Consider the following 25,402-nt stretch of genomic DNA (forward strand, 5'->3'; position numbering starts at 1 on the left):
AGACGACATCATGGCACGACCCAGGATCCCCGGCGTCCCGCACGGCCCCTCCTCCGGTTCTCCCAACCGCCCGCCGAGCGCTTTCGACGGCCCCAACGCGAACCGGAACTCGTCCAGGAACGGCTCCGGCTCGGGCAGCGGCCGGGACAACGCTCCCGACGTGGAGAAGTCGAAGTCCAAGTTCCAGGAGTTCGTCGACACGGCGAGCTCGGTCGTGGACCTCATCAACGGGCTTCTCGAGCTCGCCAGCCACATCCCCTTCATCGGCGACCTGATCGACAAGATCAACGACCTGATCCGCAAGATGTTCGAGAAGGTCAACGAGGCCATCCAGAAGACGGCCGACGTCTTCGCCTACGTGGGCAGTCCGACCACTCTGCGCCAGGCCGGCCTGAGCTGGGTGAGCAGCGTGGGCGCTCCCGCGACGCAGGCCACCTCGACGATCGTCAGCTCGGCGCTGCCCAGCACCGGGCACTGGGAGGGAGCCGCGCACAACGCGTACATCGCCCGGGTCGACCTGCAGCAGCCGGCGGCGGAGGACCTCTACAACAAGTGCGTGATGATCGACGGCGAGCTGAACACCTTCGCCGACGCGATCGTCGACTTCTGGGTGTCGTTCTCCATCGCGGCGATCACCACGGCGATCGGTGTCGGACTCGGCATCGCCGAGATCGTGTCGGTCGTCGGCGCACCGGGTGGCGTGGCCACGATCATCGCCGAGGTCGGGTTCTTCATCATCGACGTGATCGACCTCATCAACATCATCCTGACCGCGAACGAGGCGGCATCGACGTTCATGATGAACGTGACCAACGAGCTCGGCTCGACCATGGCGTTCCCCGGCGGCGCCTGGCCGCGGCACGCGGCCTGATCATGGCCGACCGCGAGCAGAACGCGACCGGGGCCGCCGAGCAGAGCGGCGCCCTGATGCTGGACTTCGGCGACAGGCGTGAGCGGATCCCCGCGGGTGCCGCGTTCGTCGTCGGCCGCGGGACCGAGCTCTCGATCGACGACAATCCCTACGTGCACCGGCGCTTCCTCGAGATCGCCCAGCGCGACGGCATCTGGTGGCTCGCCAATGTCGGCTCGGGTCTGGCCGCATCGGTGTCCTCGGCCGACGGGCTGGCGCAGTCGTGGCTGGCGCCGGGCGACGACATGCCTCTGGTGTTCGGGGCGACGACGGTGATGTTCACCGCCGGCGAGACGACGTACGAGTTCTCGTTGAAGGCGGAATCGCCGTTCTACGAGGTCTCGACATCCTGGAACGGCTCGGGCGATGCGGATGACGTCGCCGCGCTGCTCTCACCGGTGCAGCGCATCCTGCTCACCGCGCTCGCCGAACCGCTGCTGCGGCAGGGAGCGGCGGGGTCCGCGCAGCTGACCTCGACCGACGAGGTGGCGGCGCGACTGGGATGGTCGACCGCGAAGCTCGAGCGACGCCTGGGCAGTCTGTGCGACAAGTTCGCGCGCCTCGGCATCCGCGGTCTGGAACGTGGAGCCGGCGGTGAGCTGCTCGCCTCGCAGCGCTCCCGTCTCGTGGAGCACGCGATCGGCGCCCGGATCGTGACGCCCCGCGACCTTGAGCTTCTCGAGGCCTTCGTGGCGCAGGAGCCCGACGCCCTGATCGCGTGACCGCGCATCCGGGAGCGTCACCGACGCACCTGATATACACGTAGGGGGCGCATTCCAAGGCGGTGGGGGCCGCCGGCGCCTGCAGGCCGTGACGACGAGGAGGATACGGATGAGCACTCCGGCTGGGTGGTATGACGACGGTTCCGGGCGCCAGCGCTGGTGGGACGGTGAGCAGTGGACGGAGCGGTACGCCGACGGTGACGCCACGGCCGCGGGTTCGGCGCCGTCTGCGCCGGACGCGATGACCGGTGCGCCGGCGGGTGCGGATGCTCCCGCGTACGCGGCCCCGGGTTACGCACCCGCGGTTGCACCTGCGGGGCCGAAGGCGGCTCCGACTCTCGGTTTCGTGGGGCTGGGCCTGGCGGTGCTGGGCACGATCCTGGCCTGCATCCCGACGGTGGTCACGTTCCCCATCGGGCTGGTTCTGCTGCTCGCGGCGTTCGTGGTCTCGATGATCGCGGTGTTCAAGAAGAACACGGCGAAGTGGCCGTCGATCGTGGGCATCATCCTCTCGGTCGTGGGCGGCGTCATCGGCGCCATCGTCTTCACCGTGGTCTTCGTTGTGAGCGTGGCGACCGCCGTCGGTCAGAGCCTTCCCACCGACTTCCCGACCTCGATCACCAGCGAGCAGCCCTCGGACGAGCCCACCGACGGCGAGAGCGAGGGACGCCCCTCGCCCGAGGCCATCGGTGAGGGTGCGAAGCAGCTTCTTCACGACGGCGGCATCACGCAGTACGACGATCTGCCCGAGTTCTATCCGTGCGTGGGGCAGTACTTCTATGATTCCGATCTCTCGGATGAGGCGCTTCAGGAGGCCGCGCGCGGGGCCGACGTGACCGGGTCGGAGCGCGAGCTCGCGATCGCCACGGCGCAGGAAGCCATCCTCGCCTGCGCGCCGCAGCAGTGAGGCAGCCTTCTCCATGGGGAATGCTCCCCATGGAGAAGGCGGCGCGGCCGGGCTAGGATCGTCGCGGACAGCAACATGGGAGGGGGTGGCGCATGATCCAGATCATGCAGCTCGACGAGGACTCGGCAGACCTGCAGGTGAAACTCGTCCTCGAGTGCATCGACAAGCTCAACACCTGCCTCGAGACGGTCGCTTCACTCGAGGAAGGGCAGACGAGTCTTCTGTGGACGGCCGACGGCAAGTCCGTGGAACTCACTGCGGCGCTGAAGGCGAAGTACCGGGCCGGCGGCCTGTGGCTGCAGGAACTGCACAAGCAGGTGGAAGAAGCCCGCGCGAACCTGTTGCAGGCGATCAAGGACACCAAGCTTCTGGACGACAACCAGAAGGCCGGCTACCAGGACCTGCTCTATCGCGCCGTGGGACCCCTCACGCCGATGAAGCCGATCGCCATCTGACCAGGAGGAAGCATGGGACAGAACGTCGAACGGCTCGGCCGTCTGCAGATCAACCGCACGAACTTCATGGTCATCGCGCAGCGCACCATCCAGACCGCGCAGCGCACCTCGGTCGACGCCGTCGTCGGCACCGCTGCGGCCAACATGAACAAGGCGGCGGGCGTGACCGGCTTCGAGGGCAACCTCGGGGAGAAGATCGAGGACAGGCTCCGCAAGCTGCGCACGGCGCTCGACGCGTTCGGCGAGTACCAGTCGAAGCTGACCATCGCCGTCAATGCCGCGAACCAGGCCATGGACGACACATCGGGCGGTGCGGCGGCGCTGCCCGGCGTGCAGCTCACGTCCGACCAGCGGAGCACGATCAAGATGGCCACCGACACGAACAGTCCCGTGCAGGTCTCGCCGGGTGTCACGATGACACCCGAGCAGGCGAAGCAGCACTACCTCGATCAGGCCGAGGCGGATCGCGAGGAAGAGGCGCGCAAGCTCAACGACGCCCTCGACAAGCGTCTGCAGGAGATCATCGACGGGATGCCGACGACGGAGTTCGAGCCGGAGAAGCCGAAGCAGGAGGAGCCGGAAGACCCCGGCACGGGCGGCAACCCGACGGTGGACAATCCCGGCCTCAACGGTGGTGACGGAACCGGATCGGGCAACGGCACGGGCGGCGGGAACGACGGCCGCTACACCGGCCCCGGTGTCCAGGATCCCGGAACGAACAACCCTCAGTACGATCCGCCGAAGCCTCCGGTGCACGTCATCGATCCGCCGGTCTTCCGCCCGCCGATCGTCGATCCGCCGTTCTACTATGAGGACCCGCGCGTCGACGGCGGTGTCGACGGGAACACTCCTGGTCCCGGTGGCGGCGGGAATCTGCCCCCCGGTGGCGGTGTGAACCCGCCCGGCGGAGGTCCCGGTGGTGGCGCTGGAGGCGGAGGAGCCGGCAGTGGCGTCGCCGGTGGTGTCGCGGGCGGTGTCGCCGGCCGGGTCGGCGGCGCCGGTCTCGCAGCCGGACTCAGCCGGGTCGGTGGAGTCGGTGGCATCGGCGGCCCCGCGGGTCTCGGCGGCGCACCGGGTGCGGCGTCCGGAACCGGAGCCGGGGGAGCCGCTGTCGCGCAGTCCGGCGCGGGCGGCGCTCGCGGGATGGTCGCCGGTGGCGCCGGAGCCCACGGTGGCGCGGGCGGAAGCGGCAAGAAGAACCGCAGGCGCGGTCAGGATCTGCTCGCGTTCGAGGTCGACGACGAGGACGAGACGACCCCCGACCTGGGAGCCGCCGCCGCGGCCGGCCGGGCCGAGTCCGACGGCCGGGAAGAGCTCGGCTGGTAGAAGGACCTTCCGTCAGACCGCCCACTCGCTCTGCGGGTGGGCGGTCTGCTGTCTGCGGGGCCGGCTGAGGCCCGGCTCAGCCCGCGACCACGTACACGATGCAGTCTCCGAGCTGAAGAGTCATGCCGGGCACCAGACCGAACCGCTGGTGCGGTGTCATCGGTCCCGATCGTCCGTCGCTCGTGCGCATCGAGGAGCCGTTACCCGACCCGAGATCCTCGAACCAGGTCTGATCGCCGATGACGCCGAACCGGCCGTGTGTGCGCGACACGGAGCGGTCGCCGTCGGGAACCGTGATGAGTGCCGCGTCGGCGCGTTCCCCGGCAGGCAGGGCGGGGGCGCGTCCGATGTAGCCGGTCCCATGGATCGGCACGGTCGTTCCGTCTTGGAAGCGCAGCGCCACGGCGGCCTGGGGAGGAGCAGCAGGCTCCTCCGGCACGGCCACGGCCGACGCGGAGACGACCGGGCTCGGGGTGGGCGCATCGGGCTCGCGTGCGCCGAGCACCTCGGGCGCCGGTGCCGGCGCTTCGGCGGAGGGAGCGAGCGCTTCGGCGGAGGGAGCCGGCGCTTCGGTGGAGGGAGCGAGCGCTGCGGGCTCGGAGCGCGGTGCGGACACGACCGGTGCCGGGGCCGCCGCGGGAGCGGCTCCGCGACCGACGACGCGGCGGTGCACGAGCTCGGCGTCGCCGCCGAGCACCAGGACGTCGCCCGGGACCAGGAAGTACGGCGTCTGCGGCGTGAGTTCTGTGACGCCTCCGCCGAGATGACGCACCGATGCGCCGTTCGCCGAGCCCAGATCCTGCACCCACAGCTGCTCGTCCTCGACGCCGAACGACGCGTGCGTGCGCGACAGCGACCGCGCGCCGTCGGGGACGCGCACGAGGATCGCATCCGGGATCGACTCCGGCGCCCGAGGGGCCCGGCCGATGAACCCGAGGCCCGTCGCCTGGATCACGGTGCCGTCGGCCAGCTCGAAGACGGGTACCGTTCCCGCACCCGACGGTCCGGGCTGAACAGGAGCGGCAGCGGGAGCGGGAGCGGGCTCGACCGACGCATCGGGTCGGGTGAGAGGAGTGGCCGTGATGACGCCCACCGCACCGGGCGCCTCTCCTGCGCCGGTGCCGATCACGCGTGCGTCGAGCATCGGGGCGATGGCGAGGGCGGCGGGGTCCTGCCGGGCCTTGCGGACGTCGATCACCCGCGCCCCCGACAGGCCGTCGAGCGCACCGGAGGCGGCGAGGCCCACCGGCAGCAGCACCGGCAGCACGTGTGCGAGACCCATCACCAGGCTGCGCGGGAGGAGCCGCGCGGCGCCGACCGTGACACCGGCGTCGCGTCGCACGGTTCGGATGCCGCAGGCCAGGTTCCCGGGCGTCGCGCCGGTGTGCCCCTCCCAGACCCAGCCGATGACCCATAGCTCGACCACGGTCACGGCCAGCAGCGGAAGCGACCCTGTGAGCAGCCAGACGACCGCGCCGATCAGTGTCACGATCGCGACATCGATGAGGTACGCACCGGCGCGCTGCCCTGCCGAGGCACGAAGGCGCCTCGCGACAGCGCCGTGCGACAGCGTGGACGGTGAGCGGAGCGGAGCCGGTGCCGGCGGAGTGAGAGTCACGAGAAGACCTCCAGGATCTGTCCGGCGATCCCCGAGCCGTACACGAGCGCGGCGGGGGAGAGCGCGAGGAGGATGGCTTCGAAGATGTCGCCCGTGCGCGACCAGCCCAACGAACGCCAGTCGCGCGCCAGCGGCACGGCCAGGCATCCGACGATCCCGCCGGACACCACCAGCACGAGGGTGATCAGCAGCGGGCTGAGCGGCAGCGCCGTCAGCAGCGCGGTGGCGGCCGAGACGGCGATCACGGCGCCGGCGACCATCGCGGCGCCGCGCGCGAGCCCGTCGCGCAGGCTGCGCGAGGTCAGCAGGAGATAGCATCCGATCCCCAGTGTTCCGCCGAGCACGCACCACATCTCCACGCTCGGACCTCCGAGGGTGAGCAGCGCGTACAGCGACGACAGCAGGGCCAGTGCGCACGCCGTCACCGTCCCGGCCTCCGAGCGCCGGCGCGCCAGCAGGAACTGGTGCGCGGCCTGGTCGGCGTGCACCGGCGACGGCTCCGCCGCCGGACGCGCGCGGATGCCCTGGGCGTCGCGGATCACGAACGGCGTGTCGATCAGGTCCCCGGCGTCGACGTCGAGCGCGGCGCCGCGCATGTAGTGGAAGATCGGGGCGGCGCACGCGACCTGCAGCGCGGCGACGGCCGTCGCGGACACGTCGGCGATGAACGCCGCGGCGTTGAGTACCGCGAAGACCGACCAGAGTGCCGCGATCACCCCGGTGGTTCCGGCCGCGATGCGCCCGTGCACGCGCGCGGCGGCGTGGCGGACGCACGCCGCCGTCGCCCCCGCGACCGCCCCGGTGGCCATCATCGCGCCCGCGTCTCCGAAACCCGAGAGGGCGAGCGCCCCGGCGGCGGATGCGAGCACCGGGGCGAAGAACGCGACATAGGTGGTCCGATCGCGCACGGGCTGCGCGAGCAGCGCCACGGCGCCCGCCAGCAGCACCGTGACGGAGACCGAGATCGTCAGCGGCGATGGAGCGACGACGGTGCACACCACCAGGGCGACGGCGATCACGAGCAGCAGTGCGAGCGCCGTCCAGCGAGGGCGGCCCAGCCCGGTGCCCTCCGTCGTCCGCCCGCTGCGCGAGGCGCGCGCCGGCGCAGGGGCCGCGCGGTCGAACAGCCAGATCACGCCCCCGTCGCCGGGAGTCACCGACACCTCGCTGTCGAGGTCGATCGCCGCGCCGGAGGTGGTCGTGCTGACGTACCGCTCCAGGTCGACGCCGCCGACGGTGAGCAGCTCGGCGACGGTGGAGTCGGCGGGGACGACGAGATCGTGACGGCTGTGGGCGTCTGCGACGGTGAGCCGAATTGTCTTCGCTGACATTCCCAGCCCCTCGACGATCCCCGGCACGCTCATGCCCGCATCCTGCCACAATAGTATCCGACTCGAGGAGGGCCAGTCGTGAGCAACACCAGCATCCGCCGTGCACCGAAACCCCCGGCAGGCGGGCAACTCACCCTGCAGCAGGCCCCCGAGCTCCCCAAACCCGAGGGCACCTCGAACACGTTGATGATGGCCCTGCCGATGGTCGGCAGCCTCGGCTCGGTGGCGGTGCTCTCGCTCTCGCAGGGCGGCGACTCCACGCGCACCTACATCATGGGCGGGATGTTCCTGTTCATGGCGCTGTCCATGGTGGGCGGGCAGATGTGGCGCCAGAAGTCGCAGCACTCGACGAACGTCGAGAACACCCGCCGCGAGTACCTCGCTTACCTCGCCGAGACGCGGGATGCCGTGCGCGAGGTCGCCTCCCGCCAGCGCAGGTACGAGGAGTGGATGCTCCCGATGCCCGAGACGCTGCCGTTCATCGTCGAGGAGGGCTCCCGGGTGTGGGAGCGTGCGGTCAGCGACCGGGGCTTCCTCATGGCGCGCGTGGGCACGGCCACCCAGCCCCTGGCCATGACCCTCGACGAGGCGCCCATCCCGGCTCTGGCGCAGCTCGACCCCGTCAGTGCGTCGGCGGCTCACCGCTTCGTGCTCACCCACGACCAGGTGCCCGACCTGCCGTTCGCGCTCGACATCGGCACCTGTGCGCGACTCGAGGTCGCCGGCGAGACCGTGCGTGCGCGAGGGCTCGTGCGCGCCGTCGTCGCGCACCTGGCCACGTTCGCCGCCCCTGAGGACCTGCAGGTCGCGGTGATCGCCACGCACGCCGATCTTCCCTACTGGGAGTGGATGAAGTGGCTCCCGCACGCCCAGTCCGACACCGTCACCGATGCCGTCGGCGGCGCTCGCCGCATCGGCACGTCCTGGTCCGACATCGAAGGGCTCGTCGTCGACACCCGCTCGCGCGGTCCGGTCAGCGGCCAGGGCGGCGGCGCGGTCCCGCACCTCGTCGTGATCACCGACGGCGCGGAGCTGCCCCCCGGGCATCCGCTGCGCGAAGAGGGCGGCGTCGACGGCGTCACCGTCATCGACATCCCCCGCGAGTGGGGCGAGCTCGCCGACCCGTACACGATCCGCCTGGTCATCGACGACAAGGCCGACGAGGGCTCCCAGCTCATCGTCGCCCGTCGCGGCGCGGGCGCCGTGCACGGCACCCCGGACTTCCTGGGCATCGCGTCGGCCGAGGCCGTGGCGCGTCGCCTCACCGGGCTCGTCGAGTCGGTCGAGGACGACGAGGCGGGCGGCGGCGGACCCCGTACGATCTCGGCGGAGCTGACCGATCTGCTGGGGCTGCCCGACGTGCGCGACTTCGACCCGGAAGTCGCCTGGAAGCCGCGCTCCGCTCGCGACAGGCTCCGCGTGCCCATCGGACTGACCGCCACGGGACAGCCGATGATCCTCGACATCAAGGAATCCGCCCAGCAGGGCATGGGCCCGCACGGCATGCTCATCGGCGCCACCGGTTCGGGAAAGTCCGAGGTGCTGCGCACCCTGGTGCTCTCGCTCGCGATGACGCACTCCTCCGAGGCGCTGAACTTCGTGCTGATCGACTTCAAGGGCGGGGCGACGTTCGCGGGCATGGCCGACATGCCGCACGTCTCGGCCGTGATCACGAACCTCGGCGACGACCTGACGCTGGTCGACCGCATGCAGGACGCCATCCAGGGCGAGATGACCCGGCGGCAGGAACTGCTGCGCGACGCCGGCAACTTCGCCAACGTCACCGACTACGAGGCCGCCCGCAAGGGCGGGCGCACCGACCTCAAACCGCTGCCCGCGCTGCTCATCGTCGCCGACGAGTTCTCGGAGCTGCTGGCGGCCAAACCCGACTTCACCGAGCTGTTCGTCGCGATCGGTCGTCTCGGCCGCTCCCTTCAGGTGCACCTGCTGCTGTCGACGCAGCGCCTGGAGGAGGGCAAACTGCGAGGACTCGACTCGCACCTGTCGTACCGAATCGGCCTGAAGACGTTCTCGGGTGCGGATTCGCGCGCGGTCATCGGGGTTCCCGACGCCTTCACCCTTCCCGGCGGCGGCGGTCACGGCATCCTGAAGTCGGATGCCGAGACGCTGACGCAGTTCCGCGCCGCATACGTCTCCGCCCCGCCGAAGACGCGTCGGCGCCGCTCAGGAGCGTCGCCCGACGCCCCCGAGCTCGACCAGCCGATCCGCGCCATCGAGGCCAGGACGTTCACGGCGGCGCCGGTCGTGCTGCAGGAGACGCCCGACGAGCCGGCGCCCGCGCTCGAGGTGCAGAGCAGCGAACCCGCAGAGAAGCGCGTGACCTTCGACATCGCGGTGTCCCTGATGAAGGGACGGAGCATGCCCGCGCACCAGGTGTGGCTGCCGCCGCTCGACGTTCCGCCCACCTTCGACGAGCTGCTCGGCGACCTCGTCGAGGACCCGCAGCTCGGGCTGATCTCGCCTCGGTGGCGCCAGGCGGGGCCGCTCACCCTCCCGCTGGGCATCGTGGACCGTCCGCTCGAGCAGCGCCGCGACAGCCTGGTCATGAGCCTGCTCGGCGCCGGCGGCCACCTGGCGATCGTCGGCGGTGCCCGCAGCGGCAAGAGCACCCTGGCGCGCAGCGTGCTGACCGGCATCGCCCTGACGCACACGCCCGTCGAGGTGCAGTTCTACGTGATGGACTTCGGCGGTGGCACCTTCGTGCCGTTCGGCAAGATGGCGCACGTCGCGGGAGTCGCCGGCCGGAACCAGCCCGACGTGCTCCGGCGGATGTTCCAGGAGGTCGTGGGGATCGTGAACGCCCGCGAGCGGTACTTCACCGCCAACGGCATCGACTCGATCGAGACGTACCGGCGCCTGCGCGCCCAGGGCAGGGCGGATGACGGATACGGCGACGTGTTCCTGGTCATCGACGGCTGGCCGACCATCCGGGCCGAGTTCGACGAGATGGAGTTCGAGATCCAGTCTCTGGCCGGCCGGGCGCTCACGTTCGGTGTGCACCTGATCGTCACGACCACGCGCTGGATGGACTTCCGCACCGCGATCCGCGACACGTTCGGCTCGAAGCTGGAGCTGCGCCTCGGCGACACCAGCGACTCCGAGATCGACCGCAAGGTGGCCGTCAACGTGCCGCAGGGGCGACCGGGCCGCGGCCTCGCGCCCTCGAAGCACCACATGCTCACGGCTCTGCCGCGCGTGGACGGGTCGGGCGATCCGAACACGCTGAGCGAGGGCGTCGAGGATCTGATCGATCGTGTGAACGCGGCCTGGAAGGGCCCGCGGGGACCGAAGCTGCGCCTGCTCCCCGAGATGCTCGAGCTCTCGGAGCTGCGCTCCCGCGCGGCGGGGACGCCGCTCGAGAAGCAGGTGCTGCTCGGCGTCGACGAGGCGGAGCTCGCGCCCACCGCCTTCGATGTCAGGCGCAACCCGCACCTGTTCCTGTTCGGCGACAGCCAGTCGGGCAAGTCGAGCTTCCTGCGCGGCTTCTCCCGGGAGATCATGCGCACCATGTCGCCGAAAGAGGCGCAGTTCTTCGTCGTCGACTACCGTCGTGCGCTGCTGTCGGAGATCCCCGACGACTACCTCGCCGGCTATTACACGACCGCTCAGCAGGCGACCGAGGAGCTCGCGGGTCTCACCGAGTATCTGCGCAGCCGCCTCCCCGGTCCCGACGTCACGCCCCAGCAGCTGCGCGACAGATCCTGGTGGACCGGTGCCGAGGTCTTCATCCTCGTCGACGACTACGACCTCGTGAACACGCAGTCCGGCAACCCGATCGGGGTGCTGCAGCCGCTGCTCGCCCAGGCGACCGACGTCGGGCTGCACCTCACGCTGACCCGTCGCTCCGGTGGCGCCTCACGCGCCACCTTCGAGCCGGTGATGCAGACCCTGCGGGACCTCGCCTCCCCCGGGATCCTGTTGTCGGGAAGCCCCGACGAGGGCCAGCTGATCGGCAACGTCAAGGCGTCCCTGGCGGTCCCCGGCCGGGCCAAGGTGGTCACGCGCGAGCGCGGCCTGCAGATCATGCAGCTCGCCTTCGCGCCGTCGTCGCAGCTCTAGCCGAGCGGCGTGAGGGCATGGGGACGTCTGCGTGGGCAGAGCTACCCATAGGCATCCCCATCCCGAATCCGTAAGGTGTTACTTGTCGCCGGGCATCGGCGTCACGGCCCTCAGGGCTGAAAGCATTCAGGGCAGACCAGCCCTCAGATCCAGGAGGTGACCGTGACCGGAGGAGTCTCCGCAGCGGATGGTGCCCTTCAGCGTGGCGCCAGCATCGTCAACCAGTCGAAGGCGTCCATCGTCGCCGAGCTGAACGCGATCCAGGGCAAGCTGTCCGGAATCGGCGCGGCATGGCAGGGCCAGGGCTCGTCTGCCTTCCAGCAGACGTTCCAGGCTTGGCAGGACAAGTCGCGAAAGATCACGAACGCGCTCGACCAGTTCGAGCAGAACCTGATCGACTCGCAGTCGGCATACTCCGCCACCGACGACACGTCGGCACAGGCGCAGAACAAGTTCATGGGCCGTCTCGGCTGAGACCGGAGGGGAGAGAGATCATGACCGGTGGATACAAGATGGATTTCGGTACCGTCGAGATGGCGGGTACCGACCTCGGCTCGGGTGCGAACAACATCGAGACCAAGCTGACCGAGATGGAGAACGCCCTCAAGCCGCTGCAGGCTGACTGGACGGGTTCCGCCTCCGAGGCCTACACCCGCGCGAAGGCGCAGTGGAACGCTGCCCTGACCGAGATGAAGCAGCTTCTCGCCGAGATCGGAAAGCAGGTCATCCAGGACTCTGCCGACGGTCACGCCAACGAGAAGAAGAACGAGGGGCGCTGGTAACCAGCTCCCGCACCGCCAGAGACGGCGGTTGCACGTCGCCGGCCGCCGCACCCGAGCAATCGGGTGCGGCGGCCGGTCTCGTCTTCCCGGGCGCGACGCCGCGGCGCGCCCGTGCCACAGACCAGGAGAACCCATGACGGATCCCGAGGCCGTTCACGCCGAGCTCGTCTCCGGTGACCCGGCGGGCCTGCGCTCCGCGGGAGCCGTCCTCGCCGAGGTGCTCGACGGACTCGACGACGCGTGGGATTCCCTGGGAACGGCCGCCCGCCGACCGCACTGGAGCGGAGACGCGGCGGTCGCCTTCCAAGGCCGCATCGGCGGCCTGAGCGGCGGCCTCGTCGTCATGCGGGCACGCATCGGCCTGCTCGGCACGCTCATCGAGAGCGGCGCGAAGACCTACGAAGCCATGCGCGAGGTCGCCGACGAGATCCTGTGGATGTGGCAGAGGCGCCCGGCAGGATTGCCGGAGCCCATGGAGAAGCTGTTCCGCAACCTCATCAACATCCAGTTCCGTGCGCTCCGAGAGGGGTACGGGCAGGACCTGATGGCGCTGGCATCTTTCACCACAGAGGATCCGGTCGACCTCGACGCGCTCGACGACGACATGCGCGAATGGATCGAAGACGGACGCCGCGACACCGAGGACTGGCTGACCGAGGACGGACGCGACCTGGGACCGCTGATCCCGAACACCTACGCCACCGGCGATTCACGCAACCTGGTGCCGCAGGGCCTCGCCTACGACGACGACACCGACAACCTGCTGCAGGTGTACTACGACAAGGACAACGACGACGGCAAGGGGAGCGGGCCGTCCGCCATCTCGGTGATCGACAACGCGACGGGCGAGGAGAGCGCGCACGTCTATCTCGGCGGCGGCGACAGCGACTACTCCACCCCGATCCACGCAGGCGGCGTCGCGATCAGCGGTGACAAGGTGTACGTCACCTCCGCCGGCAAGGACGGCGATCCGCCTCAGCTCTTCGTCTACTCCAAGGCCGATCTCATGAGGCGCGGCCACCCGATCGAGCAGGACGGCGACCTGCAGCCGTCCGAGGTCATCCAGCCGATCGAGGGACCGCACGAGCTGCCTCGGGGCGCGAGCGCCTACGTGGCGGTGAAGGAGGGCGATCCGAACACGGTGTACGTCGGCGACTTCACCAAGAAGAGCGAGGGCCCTGGCCGGCTGTACGAGATCGACGAGAACAGGCTGGGCGACGAGGGCGGGCTCGCAGCGGCGACCCGGCATCCGATCATCACGCCGCCGGAGGCCCAGGGCGTCGTCGTCGCCGACAACGGCCAGTTCATCTACTCCACCTCGTGGGGACGCGACGCCCCCGGTGCCCTGGTGCTCGCCACGCGCGACGGGGACGAGGTCTCCCGCACCGATCTGCCGAACATGGCCGAGGGCATCGCCCTGGTCGACGGCAAGATCGTCACCACCTACGAATCCGGTGCCGAGCACTACAGTTCCGACAACGCCGGCGGCCTGGACTGGGGGACGCTGGACGACGACGAGGCGCTCTGGCTGAGCGCGCAGATGACCCGTACGCCGCTGTCCGAGCTGGGCCTGACGAGCGGCGAGGTCGAGGCGGACCCGCAGTCGATCGTGGCGGCGGGCGGTGAGCTCTTCGCGGTCTCCGACGCGATCGACGCGCAGTCGACGGCCATCGGGGGCGCACGCGTCTCCGGCGCGATGTTCGGGAGGGTGCCCGCAGGGAACGTCCTCGCGTCACGTCTCAGCGCGCTCGTCGACGCCGCCGGAGATCGGCTGCGCACGGGCGCGGAGATGTCCGACCGCGCGGCGCAGAACCTCAGGGCCACGGCGCGCAGCATCGAGGTGACCGACGACCGCTCGCGCGAGCGTCAGATGAGGATCGGGCAGCGCCTGGGCGGCTGAGCCGCTCAGCCGGCGTCGGTGAGGTGCCGGGCTTGGTGCCCGAGCACCTTCACCATGATGCCGCGCCGGCGCAGCTCGGCGACGGTGCGGGTCTCCTCGTCGCGGTCACGACCCAGCGCGTGCACGTTGGCCACCACGAGCACGTCTCCGCTGCGCAGCGTGTCGATCAGGCGCGCCAGGCGATCGCCCCAGCTCTCGAGGATCTCGGGTGCCGGATGCCGGAATCCCTCGATCGGCACGCCGAATCGGGTCAGGTCCTCACGCTGCTGCGTGACCGACGGCATCCCCTCGCGCGCCACCACGAGGCCCACCAGTCGGGTGCCCTCTGGCCGTGCCGACCACCAGTCGTGCGCGTCGTTCGCCAGACAGGTCGGGCAGGTGGCCGCGGCGTGAGGAAGATGCAGCGGGCTGGTGAGCGGCGTCGCCTGCGCACCGATCTCCGGGGGATTCTTCGCCTCGCTCATGGTCCTACCTCCGGTTCCATTCTGCCCGAGTCGCCGGGCGGAATGCGCCCTCGAGGGCGCCGGCGCTCACAGCATCCCGAGCGCCCGCACCGCCTCGCGCTCCTCGACCAGCTCGGCCACCGACGCATCCACCCGCGCCCGCGCCCAGTCGTCGATCTCGAGCCCCTCGACGATGCTCCACCGACCGGCCACGGACCGCACGGGGAACGACGAGATCAGCCCCTCGGGCACACCGTACTCGCCGTGCGAGATCACTCCGGCGCTGGTCCAGTCGTCGGTGCCCTGCACCCAGTCGCGCACGTGGTCGATCGTGGCGCTCGCCGCGGAGGCCACGGAGGACGACCCGCGCACCTCGATGATCTCGGCCCCACGCTTGGCCACACGCGGGATGAACGTGTCCTCCTGCCAGCGGCGCACGTCGCCCACGCGGTCGACGAGCAGCGCACCGACAGGAGCGCCGGCCACAGTCGCATGAGAGGTGTCGGGGAACTGCGTCGCGGAGTGGTTGCCCCAGATCGGCACGCGGCGGATGTCCGAGACCGACGCCCCGAGTGTCTGTGCGAGCTGCGCGCGCGCCCGGTTCTCGTCGAGGCGCGTCAGTGCCGTGAACCGCTCCGCGGGGACTCCCTCGGCGGCGGATGCGGCGATCAGGGCGTTCGTGTTCGCGGGGTTGCCGACGACGGTCACGCGGATGTCAGAGGCGGCTCGCGCCGCGATCGCCGCGCCCTGGGGCCCGAAGATGCCGGCGTTCGCGGCCAGGAGGTCGGCCCGCTCCATGCCCGGCCCGCGCGGGCGGGCCCCGACGAGCAGGGCGATGTTCGCGCCCTCGAAACCGGTGGCGGCGTCATCGGTGACCTCCACGTGTTCGAGGAGCGGGAACGCGCCGTCCTGCAGCTCGAGTGCGGCGCCCTCGGCCGCGCCGAGTCCCTGCGGGATCTCGAGCAGTCGCAGGCGCACCGGCTCATCCGCCCCGAGCATGTCCCCTGCCGCGATGCGGAACAGCAGGGCGTATCCGATCTGTCCGCCGGCTCCCGTGATCGTGATCGTCGTCGCCATGATCCGAGCCTACGTCGATGCGCACGGCCGGCGCGCGGGGTACCTTTTCTGCATGACCTTCAACCCGGATGCCGACATCTCCGGCAACACCACCCGTCGCCGAGGACGCACCGCCGCCATCGCCGGCGGCGGCGTGGGCGTGCTCGGTCTCGTCGCCCTGGTCGTGGCGATGCTGGGCGGGCCGGATCTCACCGGGCTGGTCGGGGGAGCGCCGGGCGGCGAGAACCCGCCGGCGTCGAGCGGCGAGAACACGCTCGCCGAGTGCAAGACGGGTGAGGACGCCAACGCGAACGACGACTGCCGCATGGCGGGCGCCGAGGTCGTGCTCAACGACTACTGGGAGCAGCACGTCGACGGCTACGCCGCTCCGACGATGACGGTCGTCGACGGTCAGACCGCCACCCAGTGCGGCACCGCGTCCAACGCCGTCGGCCCGTTCTACTGCCCGCCGGAGCAGGGCGTGTACATCGACCCGGACTTCTTCCAGCTCATGCGGCAGCAGTTCGGCGCCTCGGCCGGAGAACTCGCCCAGCTGTACATCGTCGGGCACGAGTGGGGGCACCACATCCAGAACATCACGGGCGTGATGGACGAGCATCCGAACAACGGCACGGGGCCTTCCAGCAACGGCGTTCGCATCGAGCTGCAGGCCGACTGTTATGCGGGAGCGTGGCTCGGCGACGTCGCCGAGCTGGAGGACGACAACGGCGTCCGGTACATCGAGACCCCCACCGAGGCGCAGCTGGCCGATGCGGTGAACGCCGCCTACACCGTCGGCGACGACCACATCCAGCAGCAGTCGGGCGGATTCGTGAGCCCCGAGAGCTTCACCCACGGCACGAGCAAACAGCGCCAGTTCTGGTTCGCCAACGGCTACAAGAACGGTCTCGGCGTCTGCGACACCTTCGCAGCCGGCGTGAAACTGTAAGCCCGGGCGGTTCTCCCTCGCCGCATATCCCTTCCGGGATACGGTGAGAAGGCCCGAACTGCGGGTCCTCGGGGGAGGAGAGCACATGGAACCGGACGGACTGTATCCGCCGATAGAGCCGTACGATACGGGCGATCTGCTCGTCGGCGACGGCAACCGCATCTACTGGGAGCAGAGCGGGAATCCCGACGGCAAGCCCGTCGTGTTCCTGCACGGAGGCCCCGGAGGCGGCACCTCGCCCTGGCAGCGGCGCTTCTTCGACCCGGAGATCTACCGCATCGTGCTCTTCGACCAGCGCGGATGCGGGCGCAGCACTCCGCATGCCAGCGACCCGGCCGCCGACCTGCGCTTCAACACCACCTGGCACCTGGTGGCCGACATGGAACTGCTGCGCAAGAACCTCGGCATCCAGAAGTGGCAGGTGTTCGGGGGCTCGTGGGGGAGCACGCTCGCCCTGGCGTACGCGCAGTCGCATCCGGATGCCGTCAGCGAGCTCGTGCTTCGAGGCATCTTCACGCTGCGCCGCCACGAGCTGGAGTGGTTCTACGAGGGCGGCGCCGCGGCCCTGTTCCCCGACCTGTGGGCGGACTACGAGGCGGTCATCCCGCCCGTCGAGCGGAGCCGGATGATCGAGGCGTATCATCGGCGTCTCTTCGACACCGATCCCGAGGTGCACGTGCCCGCCGCGGTCGCGTGGACGAAGTGGGAGGCGTCGACCGTCACGCTGCGACCCGACCCGAAGCTCGTCGCCGGGGCGACGGATGCCACGCACGCGACGGCGTTCGCGCGCATCGAGAACCACTACTTCCTCAACAGGGGCTGGCTGGAGGAGGGGCAGCTCATCGACGGTGTCGGCGTCATCCGCGACATCCCCGCGGTGATCGTGCAGGGGCGCTACGACGTCTGCACGCCGATGATGACGGCCTGGGATCTGCACACCGCGTGGCCCGAGGCCCAGCTGGTGGTCGTCGACGACGCCGGGCACTCGGCGGCCGAGCCCGGTATCGCCCGCGCGCTGCGCGCCGCGACCGACCGCTTCGCGCAGCGCTGAACCCCGCTCGGTTCCGAGCGATCAGGCGCGCAGCGCCTGCAGGAGCGTGCGGATCAGGCCGAGCACCCCGCCACGGGCGCGGAAGCGGGTCAGCCCGGCGCTGACGGCGGCGCCGGTGCGCGAGGAGACGAACCAGGGCGGCTTGGGAAGGATCGTGAACCGGCCACCGCCGTTGACCAACGGCAGCGAGCGGGGGAACGGGCGGAACGGCCCGCGCACCACGGAGCGCTCGACCCCGTCGACCAGCAGCGCGTTGTGCACCACGCCGATCCCGCTGCCGACATCGTCGACGGTGCTGCCCGGAAACGCGCCCCAGGTGAGCGTGGGTGTGATGAAGCCGAACGCCGTCCAGCCGTTGATCGCGATCGACCCGTAGCGCAGTGCGGCGATCGCGCGTTCGAAGCCGCTGCCCAGCGATCGCTCGGTGACCGGATCGATGATCACGTTGCCACCGAGCGTGCCCTGCAGCTGGTCGTTGGCGTGCGCCACGGCGGCGTCGAGGAAGGCCTGTCCGGTGCCCGCCACCTCGACCACACCCAGCACCGGGGCGAAGTACTCCGTGGTCTGCAGGGCCGTGGCGTCCTGTCCATCGCCGACCTCGACCAGCAGCCGGTCGGCGAGCACCAGGGCATCCGGGTAGTCCTCGCCCGCCCGCCGCATGCGGTCGGGCGAGCCCGGGTACCAGATCGGTCGCTCCGGGGCACCCGCGTAGGCGCGACGCAGAGCGGCGCGGAACTGCGCGGCCTGCGGCCAGTCGGACGACAGGATCACCACCTGCCCGGCGATGCAGTTGTGCCCGCAGTTCTGCAGGCGCATGGTGGCGATGTGCTCGGCCTGGTAGGTGATGTCGGCATCGGTCCACTCGCCCGGCACGACGATGATCGGCGACACCCCGCCGAGCTCTGCGGTGATCGGCTTCTTCAGCTGCGGGCGGTTCTCGCGGCGCCGTCGTGCGGCGGCCGGTCCGGAGCCCCAGACGATGGCGTCGAACGTCGCGGCGGAGCCCGTGATGTGCACGTGCACGAGATCGCGATGGCCGGTCAGGTAGGCGCCGACGGCCGGTCCGCCGCGCACGATGCGCAGCAAGCCCGGCTCGATGAGCGGCGCGAGCGCGCGCTCGTACACGGGCACCATCGGGTCCTGCGTGGGGTTGACCTTCAGCAGAGCCACGCGGTTGTGCGCCAGCAGCTCGTAGATGACATCGAGCACGGGGATCGAGGTGATGTTCCCGGCCCCCAGCACCAGGCCGACGCCACCGGATGCCGCAGGAGTCAGCTGTGCCAGGCCGGCAGTGCTCCGCGCGGTGCGCGGGGTGATGCCCGGCTGCAGCCACACCTCGCCGCTGAAGCCCGAGAGCAGAAACCTGTCGATCCCGGTCAGCGGGAAGGCATCGATGCGGGTCCGCCCGCCGGGTGCCCGGCCGATGCCGACGCCGCTGAGCGCGCTGCGCCCCTCGGCGAGCCGGGTCAGCGTGTCGGCGTAGGCGTCGAGGGCGCCGAGCACCGAGTACGGGCCGCTCAGCCACTCCTCGCCGCGCAGCGGATGGTTGCCGCGCAGCCCCTTGGAGTCGGCGGCGGTCGTCGCCCAGTCCTCGATCGTCGCCGCCACGCTCGCGCGCAGCGCACGCAGCAGCGTCACGCGCTGCGCGACGGTGAGGCTCGACCAGGTGCGCGAGCCCTGCTGCAGCAGGGCGATGTCGACGTCGAGCGCTTCGCGCTCGTCGTCCGTCAGCGCAGGGGGAGCGGATGCTGCGGCATCCTTCTTCGCCGTCTGCACGGGGGCATCCTGAGTCATCGTCGTCTCCTCCGGGGTGGCACCCAGCCTAGATGCTCTCGGGACCCGGTTCCACGGTCGGGCGACCGCGCGGTCAGATCAGGGAGAGCTCGCGCAGCTTGGCCTCGACATCGGCGTTCGAGGGCTCCACGTGGTGGCTGGCATCCGGGTAGACGACCACCGGGATGTTGGTGCGCCCGGAGATCTCCTTCGCCACATCCGCGGCGGCGGGGTCTGCGACCAGGTCGACGTACGTGTATTCGACGCCGAGTTCGTCGAGCTGCTTCTTGGTGCGACGGCAGTCGATGCACCAGGCGGCGCCGAACATGGTGATGGTGTCGGAGGCAGGAGCGGTCATGTCTCCAGCCTACGACCGCTCCGGATGCCCGGCGCCGCCGCGGTGCCTCAGAGCACCTTCGAGAGGAAGTCCTGCGTGCGGGCCTCCTGCGGATTGTCGAAGATGTCGGCGGGCGGACCGGACTCGACGACCTTGCCGTCGGCCATGAACACGACGCGGTCGGCGACCTCGCGGGCGAAGCCCATCTCGTGGGTGACCAGCACCATCGTCATGCCCGATGCCGCGAGGTCGCGGATCACCTGCAGCACCTCGCCCACCATCTCCGGGTCCAGCGCGCTGGTCGCCTCGTCGAAGAGCATGATCCCGGGACTCATGGCCAGCGCGCGCGCGATCGCGACGCGCTGCTTCTGGCCGCCGGAGAGGGATGCCGGCCGGGCATCCGCCTTGTCCGCCAGCCCGACCCGGGTGAGCAGCTCGACGGCGCGTTTCCGCGCCTCGGTCTTGCTGAGCATCCTCAGCTCGATCGGCGCGAGCGCCACGTTCTCCACCGCGGTCATGTGCGGGAACAGGTTGAAGTGCTGGAACACCATGCCCACGCGCTGGCGCACGGCATCCAGGTTCTTCCCCTTCGCCGTGGCGATGTTCTCGCCGAGGATCAGCACCTCGCCGCTGGTGACCTCCTCGAGACGGTTCAGGCAGCGCAGCAGTGTGGATTTGCCCGAGCCGGACGGGCCGATCACCGCGATGACCTCGCCGTTGGTGACGGTCAGGTCGATGCCGGTGAGCACGTGGTTCTTCCCGAAGGACTTGTGCAGCTCGCGCACCTCGATCGGAGGTCCCGACGTCGTGGCGACGGGGCGGGTGTAGGTCGGTTCGCTGTTCGTCATGGTCATCCCCTACTTGTTGAACTTCCGGTCGACCCAGTTGGAAAGCATCGTGAGCAGCCAGATCACGATGAAGTACAGCGCGCCGACGATGATCCAGATCTCGAACGAGCGGAAGGTCGACGCGATCACGATGCGGCCCTGGTAGGTCAGCTCCGCGAAGCCGAGCACCGACAGCAGCGAGGTGTCCTTGAGCGTGATGATGAACTGGTTGATGAGGTTCGGCGTCATGATCTTGAACGCCTGCGGCATCACCACGCGGCGCATCGAGGCGCCCCAGCCCAGGCCCAGGGAGCGCGATGCCTCCATCTGGCCCGGGTCGACCGACTGCACGCCGCCGCGCACGATCTCGGTGATGTACGCACCGGCGTTGAGCGAGAGCGTGATCACGCCGGCGGTCAGCGCGTCCAGCGGCTGTCCGGTGACGGCCGGCACCCCGAAGTAGAAGAAGAACGCCTGCACGAGCACCGGGGTGCCGCGGAAGATGTTCACGTACGCGCCGGCCAGGATGCGCAGGAAGGGATTGGCTGACAGTTTCAGGATGCCGAACAGGATGCCCAGGATCATCGCGAACAGGATCGCCAGCGCCGTGGCCAGCAGCGTGAGCAGCAGACCCTGCGTGAGCGGCCCGATCGAGGTCTGCAGCAGCGCCCAGAAGGAGTCGTCGGTGGCCTCGGCGTCGTCGATCGCCAGGTAGCGGTCGACGATCTGCTGGTAGGCGCCGGACTCCTTGGCGTTCTTCAGCCCGTCGTTGAACATCTGCAGCAGCTCGGCGTTCTGGCCCTTGAGCACGGCGAAGCCGTAGTCGGCACCGGGCTCGGGGTCGGTGACGATCTTGAGCGGCACGTTGCCCGATGCGATGCCGAACTGCAGCACCGGCGCGTCCTCGAAGGTCGCCGCGGAGTTGCCCGTCGCGACGTCGTTGTACATGTCGGCCGAGTCCTGGAACGCGTTGACCGTGAACCCGATCTCCTCACCGAGCTGCTCGGCGAAGTCGTAGCCGACCGTGCCGGTCTTGACGGCGACGGTCTTGCCCTCCAGATCCTCGTACGAGGTGATGTCGCTGTCCTTCGCGACCGCCATCTGCACGCCCGACTGGTAGTAGGGGTCCGAGAAGTCGAAGACCTTCTTGCGCTCGTCGGTGATGCTCATGCCGGCGATCACGCCGTCGGCCTGCCCGGCCGTCACCGCGGCCAGGGCGGCGTCGAAGCCGAGCGGCTTGATGTCCACCTCGAAGCCCTGGTTGGAGGCGATGGCGCGCAGCAGGTCCATGTCGATGCCGACGTTCTCACCTCCCAGCTGGTAGATGAACGGCGCGAAGGTGGTGTCGGTCGCGATCGTGAAGGTGTCGCCGGTCTTCTCGACATCGGTCGTGAACGCGGGGTTCTCCGGCAGCTCACCCGGCTTGCCCGGGTCGAGGGTCTCGTTGCCCAGCGCGGCCTTGCCCGCCCCGATGGTGGCGGCGTCGGGAGCGGCGTCACCCAGGTAGTCGTCGAGGATCTCCTGGTAGGTGCCGTTCTCGATGAGGTTCTTCAGACCTTCGTTGAACGCCTTGCGCAGGGCCTCGTTGTCGCCCTTCTTGACGGCCATGCCGTAACTGGACGCCTTCTCCTGCTCGGTGACCGTCTTCAGATCGACGTTCCCCGTGGCGATGCCGTAGGCGAGGATCGGGTAGTCGTCGAAGACCGCGGCGGAGTTGCCGGTGGTGACGTCGTTGTAGGCGTCAGCGGCGTCCTGGAAGCCGGTGACGGTGAAGCCGTTCTCCTTGCCGAGCTTCTCGGCGAAGGCGTAGCCCTCGGTGCCCGTCTTGGCGGAGACCGTCTTGCCCTGCAGGTCCTCGTAGCCCTGGATGCTGGTGTCGTCCTTCGCGACGGCCATCTGGATGCCCGAGTCGAAGTAGGGGTTGGAGAAGTCGAAGGTCTTCTCGCGCTCGGCGGTGATGGACATGCCGGCCATGACGGCATCCGCCTGGCCCGCGGTCACGGCCGCCAGTGCCCCGTCGAAGCCGAGCACGTCGATCTTGACGTCGAAGCCCTGGTCCTCGGCGACCGCGTTGATCAGGTCGATGTCGATGCCGCGCAGCTCGCCGTCGCGCTGGAACTCGAAGGGCGCCCAGGTGGTGTCGGTCGCGATCGTGAAGGTCTCGCCCTTCACGCCGTCGTCGGTGGAAGCGGGCTTGGTCGCCGCGTTCGCGACCCCGACCGCACCGCCGATCGTGAACAGCAGGATGAACATCGTGGTGATGCTCGCGAGGAGAGCGAGGCGGTTCTCGCGCCACCAGCTCGCCGGTTGTCTGAGCAGATTCATAGAGTCCTCATCGTCGTCGTCGACCTCTTTGCCTGGCCCGTGCCACCTTAGTATCCCCGGCGGCGGCGCACCGGCGGACTCGGCGCACAGTGAAAGATGGCACGATTGAACGCGCGTCGCATCGTTCCGGGGGAGGTGAGCCGGTGAGCGCATCCGTCACGGTGATCGTCCCGACGTTCAACGAGCGCGGCAACGTGGCCGAGCTCGTCTCGCGCACGGCCGCCGCGCTCGCCGGCCGCGACGCGGAGATGCTCTTCGTCGACGACAGCACCGACGACACGATGGCCGAGATCGCGCGGGTCTCGGCGTCCGCCCCGCTTCGCGTGCGGGGCATCCACCGCGACCACAACACGGCGGGGCTGGGCGGTGCCGTCGCTCTCGGGCTCGCCGAGGCGAACGGCGACGTCTGCATCGTCATGGACGGCGACCTGCAGCATCCGCCCGAACTGCTGCCGGCCCTGCTGGCCCGCTACGAGGAGGGCGGGGCCGATATCGTCGCCGCATCCCGCTACATCGGCGGCGGCGATTCCGCGGGCCTGGGCACGGCGGTGCGCTTCGGCGTCTCGAAGGCGGCCACCGCCGTCACCAAGGCGATGTTCCTGCGCCGGCTGTGGCGAAGCACCGATCCCATGACCGGGTTCTTCCTCGTCGATCGCACCCGCATCGACGTGGACCGGCTGCGCCCGCAGGGGTTCAAGATCCTGCTCGAGATCCTCGTGCGCGGGGGCGAGCGGCACGACCTGCGCATCGCCGAGGTGCCGATGGCGTTCGGCGAACGGCGGCACGGCACCTCGAAGGCGAGTCTGCGCCAGGGAACGACCTTCCTGGCTCACCTGGCGCGGCTGCGGTTCGGCAAGATGGGCCTGTTCGCGCTGATCGGCGGATTCGGCGCGGTCGCGAACATCGGCCTCATGTGGCTGCTCACCCACCTGGGCATGCCGTACGTGCCGGCTGCGATCATCGGCGCGGGGGCGACGATCATCGGCAACTTCGTCCTGCAGGAGCTGTTCGTGTTCCGCGAGGAGCGCCACGACGCGTCGCGTCTGTGGGTGCGCTTCGCGGCATCCGTCTCGTTCAACAGCGTCGAGGCGGCCCTGCGCATCCCGGTGATGGCGCTCATGGTCGAGACGTGGCACATCTCCGCGGTGGTGGCTACCGCGATCTCGCTGGTGGTCGCCTTCTTCGCGCGCTTCCTGTTCCACGCGCTGGTCGTGTACGCGCCGCGGCGGCGTCCGAGCGCGGATGCCCCGGACGAGCCGCCCGTCGACACGGCCGCACTGCGTGTGCTGAAGGCGATCGATGCCGAGGCCATGCGGCCCGGCGAGCTCTGACGGGGCGCTCTCACGACGCGCGTCATCGACCGGTGACCGCGCGGGTCGCTCCCGCTATTCTGGGCCGGTGGATCAGAACGTGCGGGGGATGCGCTTCAGACTCGATCGGATGCGCCCGCGCGATCCGGCGGAGCCGCATCGCGTCGCCAGCTCGCTGGAGCTGTTCTTCGACCTCGTCTTCGTCATCGCGGTGAGCATCGGATCCAGCGAGCTGCATCACGCCCTGTCCGCCGGGCACGCTGTGCACGGACTCATCTCCTATGCGATGGTGTTCTTCGGCATCTGGTGGGCCTGGATGAACTTCACCTGGTTCGCCACCTCGTTCGGCTGCGACGACTGGCTGTACCGGGTGCTCACGATCGTGCAGATGAGCGGCGTGCTCGTGCTGGCCGCCGGCATCGGCCCCGCTTTCGACGAGCACCACCCGGATTTCACCGTGCTCGTCATCGCGTACATCGTGATGCGGGTGGCGATGGTGCTGCAGTGGCTGCGGGCGTCGCGGGCCGCGCCCGGCACGCGCGGCACCGCCCTGCGCTACGCGATCGGAATCTCGGCGGCGCAGGTGCTCTGGGTCGGATTCCTGTTCGTGCCCGATGCGGCGAAGCCGGTGGTCTTCGCGGCGCTCGCGCTGGCGGAGATCGCGGTGCCGGTGGTCGCCGAACTGCGCGTGCAGACGCCGTGGCATCCGCACCACATCACCGAGCGGTACAGCCTGTTCACCCTGATCGTGCTGGGTGAGAGTCTGCTCGCCTCGGCGACGGCCATCATCGGCGCCCGGGAGAAGGTCGACTCCATCGGGCCGCTGATCGGGGTCGCCGCTGTCGCGCTGGTCTCGGCGGCGGCGATGTGGTGGATCTACTTCTGGCCGCCGCATCACCGGGCGATCTCGACGCTCTGGCACTCGTTGCGGTACGGCTACACCCACTATTTCGTGTTCGCGGCGGCGGCGGCCTTCTCCGCCGGTGTCGAGGTGCAGATCGACGCTCTCACCGGCGACACCGATCTCGACCCCCTCGCCGTGTCGTTCACGGCGAGCGTGCCGATCGCCCTGTTCCTGATCGGCATCTGGTTCGTGGCCATCCGCGAGAATGCCGGCCGTGTGGTCAACACGGTCGTGCCGCTGGGCGCCCTGTTGGTGCTCGTCGACCCGCTGCTCCCGTTCTCGGTGACCCTGACGGCCGCGATCATGGTCGCGATCGTGGTCGTGCTGGTGCTTCGATCGCCGGTGCGCCGGGGTGCGCTCGCCGCCTGACGGAGCGGCAGCCGTGCCGGAGCGGCT

The 25,402-nt window shown here is 69.9% G+C and carries 21 protein-coding genes; 13 read left to right on the forward strand and 8 right to left on the reverse strand.

The genetic code is table 11. From position 1 onward, the window contains the following. Window positions 1-10: 10 nt before the first annotated feature. The 5 genes from ACFWHT_RS02010 (at window position 11) to ACFWHT_RS02030 (ending at window position 4,320) form a co-directional block, all read left to right on the forward strand. On the forward strand, window positions 11-871 hold the full coding sequence (locus ACFWHT_RS02010; protein WP_378824985.1) for a hypothetical protein: 861 nt from the start codon (window positions 11-13) through the stop codon (window positions 869-871). 2 nt (window positions 872-873) lie between these two features. Continuing rightward, window positions 874-1,632, forward strand: a complete 759-nt coding sequence (locus ACFWHT_RS02015; RefSeq protein WP_378824987.1) for a hypothetical protein — start codon at window positions 874-876, stop codon at window positions 1,630-1,632. A 109-nt stretch (window positions 1,633-1,741) separates the two neighbouring features. After that, window positions 1,742-2,539: a DUF2510 domain-containing protein gene (locus tag ACFWHT_RS02020; RefSeq protein WP_378824988.1), complete on the forward strand. Its 798-nt coding sequence runs from the start codon at window positions 1,742-1,744 to the stop codon at window positions 2,537-2,539. A 92-nt stretch (window positions 2,540-2,631) separates the two neighbouring features. After that, window positions 2,632-2,994, forward strand: coding sequence for a hypothetical protein (locus tag ACFWHT_RS02025; RefSeq protein WP_378824990.1), 363 nt, complete (start codon window positions 2,632-2,634; stop codon window positions 2,992-2,994). A 12-nt stretch (window positions 2,995-3,006) separates the two neighbouring features. Then, a complete protein-coding gene (locus tag ACFWHT_RS02030) occupies window positions 3,007-4,320 on the forward strand; it encodes a hypothetical protein (protein WP_378824992.1) in 1,314 nt (437 codons plus the stop codon). A gap of 76 nt (window positions 4,321-4,396) precedes the next feature. Here ACFWHT_RS02030 and ACFWHT_RS02035 read toward each other — a convergent pair whose 3' ends face one another. Continuing rightward, the gene (locus ACFWHT_RS02035; RefSeq protein ID WP_378824993.1) at window positions 4,397-5,938 is read right to left on the reverse strand and encodes an FHA domain-containing protein; all 1,542 of its coding nucleotides are present in this window, start codon (window positions 5,936-5,938) and stop codon (window positions 4,397-4,399) included. Further along, window positions 5,935-7,302, reverse strand: coding sequence for a hypothetical protein (locus tag ACFWHT_RS02040; protein ID WP_378824995.1), 1,368 nt, complete (start codon window positions 7,300-7,302; stop codon window positions 5,935-5,937). The genes ACFWHT_RS02035 and ACFWHT_RS02040 overlap by 4 nt, the downstream gene beginning before the upstream one ends. Window positions 7,303-7,347: 45 nt before the next feature. On the opposite strand from ACFWHT_RS02040, the gene eccCa reads away from it, so the two are divergent. The 4 genes from eccCa to ACFWHT_RS02060 all read left to right on the forward strand — a co-directional run bounded on the left by eccCa (window position 7,348) and on the right by ACFWHT_RS02060 (window position 14,031). Continuing rightward, complete coding sequence (eccCa, locus tag ACFWHT_RS02045; RefSeq protein WP_378824997.1) at window positions 7,348-11,349, forward strand: type VII secretion protein EccCa; 4,002 nt, start codon at window positions 7,348-7,350, stop codon at window positions 11,347-11,349. A gap of 162 nt (window positions 11,350-11,511) precedes the next feature. Beyond that, window positions 11,512-11,823, forward strand: a complete 312-nt coding sequence (locus tag ACFWHT_RS02050) for a WXG100 family type VII secretion target (protein ID WP_378825000.1) — start codon at window positions 11,512-11,514, stop codon at window positions 11,821-11,823. A gap of 38 nt (window positions 11,824-11,861) precedes the next feature. Next, window positions 11,862-12,131 carry a WXG100 family type VII secretion target gene (locus ACFWHT_RS02055; RefSeq protein ID WP_378825001.1) on the forward strand — a complete coding sequence of 90 codons (270 nt, stop codon included), beginning with the start codon at window positions 11,862-11,864 and terminating at the stop codon, window positions 12,129-12,131. Between the two features lie 133 nt (window positions 12,132-12,264). Then, the gene (locus tag ACFWHT_RS02060) at window positions 12,265-14,031 is read left to right on the forward strand and encodes a WXG100 family type VII secretion target (RefSeq protein ID WP_378825003.1); all 1,767 of its coding nucleotides are present in this window, start codon (window positions 12,265-12,267) and stop codon (window positions 14,029-14,031) included. A gap of 5 nt (window positions 14,032-14,036) precedes the next feature. Here ACFWHT_RS02060 and ACFWHT_RS02065 read toward each other — a convergent pair whose 3' ends face one another. Next, window positions 14,037-14,495 (reverse strand): recombinase family protein, encoded by a 459-nt coding sequence (locus ACFWHT_RS02065; RefSeq protein WP_378825005.1) that lies wholly within the window; start codon window positions 14,493-14,495, stop codon window positions 14,037-14,039. A gap of 66 nt (window positions 14,496-14,561) precedes the next feature. After that, window positions 14,562-15,551, reverse strand: a complete 990-nt coding sequence (locus tag ACFWHT_RS02070) for a malate dehydrogenase (protein ID WP_378825007.1) — start codon at window positions 15,549-15,551, stop codon at window positions 14,562-14,564. Window positions 15,552-15,603: 52 nt separating this feature from the next. Here ACFWHT_RS02070 and ACFWHT_RS02075 point away from each other — a divergent pair, with 52 nt between their 5' ends. Both ACFWHT_RS02075 and pip read left to right on the forward strand, forming a co-directional pair. Next, entirely contained in the window at window positions 15,604-16,479 is an 876-nt protein-coding gene (locus tag ACFWHT_RS02075; protein ID WP_378825009.1) for a neutral zinc metallopeptidase, read from the forward strand. Between the two features lie 85 nt (window positions 16,480-16,564). Next, window positions 16,565-17,530, forward strand: a complete 966-nt coding sequence (gene pip / locus ACFWHT_RS02080) for a prolyl aminopeptidase (RefSeq protein ID WP_378825011.1) — start codon at window positions 16,565-16,567, stop codon at window positions 17,528-17,530. A 21-nt stretch (window positions 17,531-17,551) separates the two neighbouring features. On the opposite strand, the gene ACFWHT_RS02085 is transcribed toward pip, so the two are convergent. The 4 genes from ACFWHT_RS02085 to ACFWHT_RS02100 form a co-directional block, all read right to left on the reverse strand. Beyond that, on the reverse strand, window positions 17,552-19,324 hold the full coding sequence (locus tag ACFWHT_RS02085; RefSeq protein WP_378825013.1) for an aldehyde dehydrogenase family protein: 1,773 nt from the start codon (window positions 19,322-19,324) through the stop codon (window positions 17,552-17,554). A gap of 73 nt (window positions 19,325-19,397) precedes the next feature. Beyond that, window positions 19,398-19,661 carry a glutaredoxin family protein gene (locus tag ACFWHT_RS02090; RefSeq protein WP_378825015.1) on the reverse strand — a complete coding sequence of 88 codons (264 nt, stop codon included), beginning with the start codon at window positions 19,659-19,661 and terminating at the stop codon, window positions 19,398-19,400. A 47-nt stretch (window positions 19,662-19,708) separates the two neighbouring features. After that, the gene (locus tag ACFWHT_RS02095) at window positions 19,709-20,488 is read right to left on the reverse strand and encodes an amino acid ABC transporter ATP-binding protein (protein ID WP_378825017.1); all 780 of its coding nucleotides are present in this window, start codon (window positions 20,486-20,488) and stop codon (window positions 19,709-19,711) included. A 9-nt stretch (window positions 20,489-20,497) separates the two neighbouring features. After that, a complete protein-coding gene (locus ACFWHT_RS02100; RefSeq protein WP_378825019.1) occupies window positions 20,498-22,792 on the reverse strand; it encodes an ABC transporter substrate-binding protein/permease in 2,295 nt (764 codons plus the stop codon). 143 nt (window positions 22,793-22,935) lie between these two features. Here ACFWHT_RS02100 and ACFWHT_RS02105 point away from each other — a divergent pair, with 143 nt between their 5' ends. Together ACFWHT_RS02105 and ACFWHT_RS02110 are read left to right on the forward strand one after the other, a co-directional pair. Further along, the gene (locus ACFWHT_RS02105; RefSeq protein WP_378825021.1) at window positions 22,936-24,123 is read left to right on the forward strand and encodes a glycosyltransferase; all 1,188 of its coding nucleotides are present in this window, start codon (window positions 22,936-22,938) and stop codon (window positions 24,121-24,123) included. Between the two features lie 109 nt (window positions 24,124-24,232). After that, entirely contained in the window at window positions 24,233-25,375 is a 1,143-nt protein-coding gene (locus tag ACFWHT_RS02110; RefSeq protein WP_378827861.1) for a low temperature requirement protein A, read from the forward strand. The last annotated feature ends 27 nt before the right edge of the window (window positions 25,376-25,402 follow it).

It is taken from the genome of Microbacterium sp. NPDC058342 (assembly GCF_042723935.1).
Taxonomy (GTDB): Bacteria; Actinomycetota; Actinomycetes; order Actinomycetales; family Microbacteriaceae; genus Microbacterium.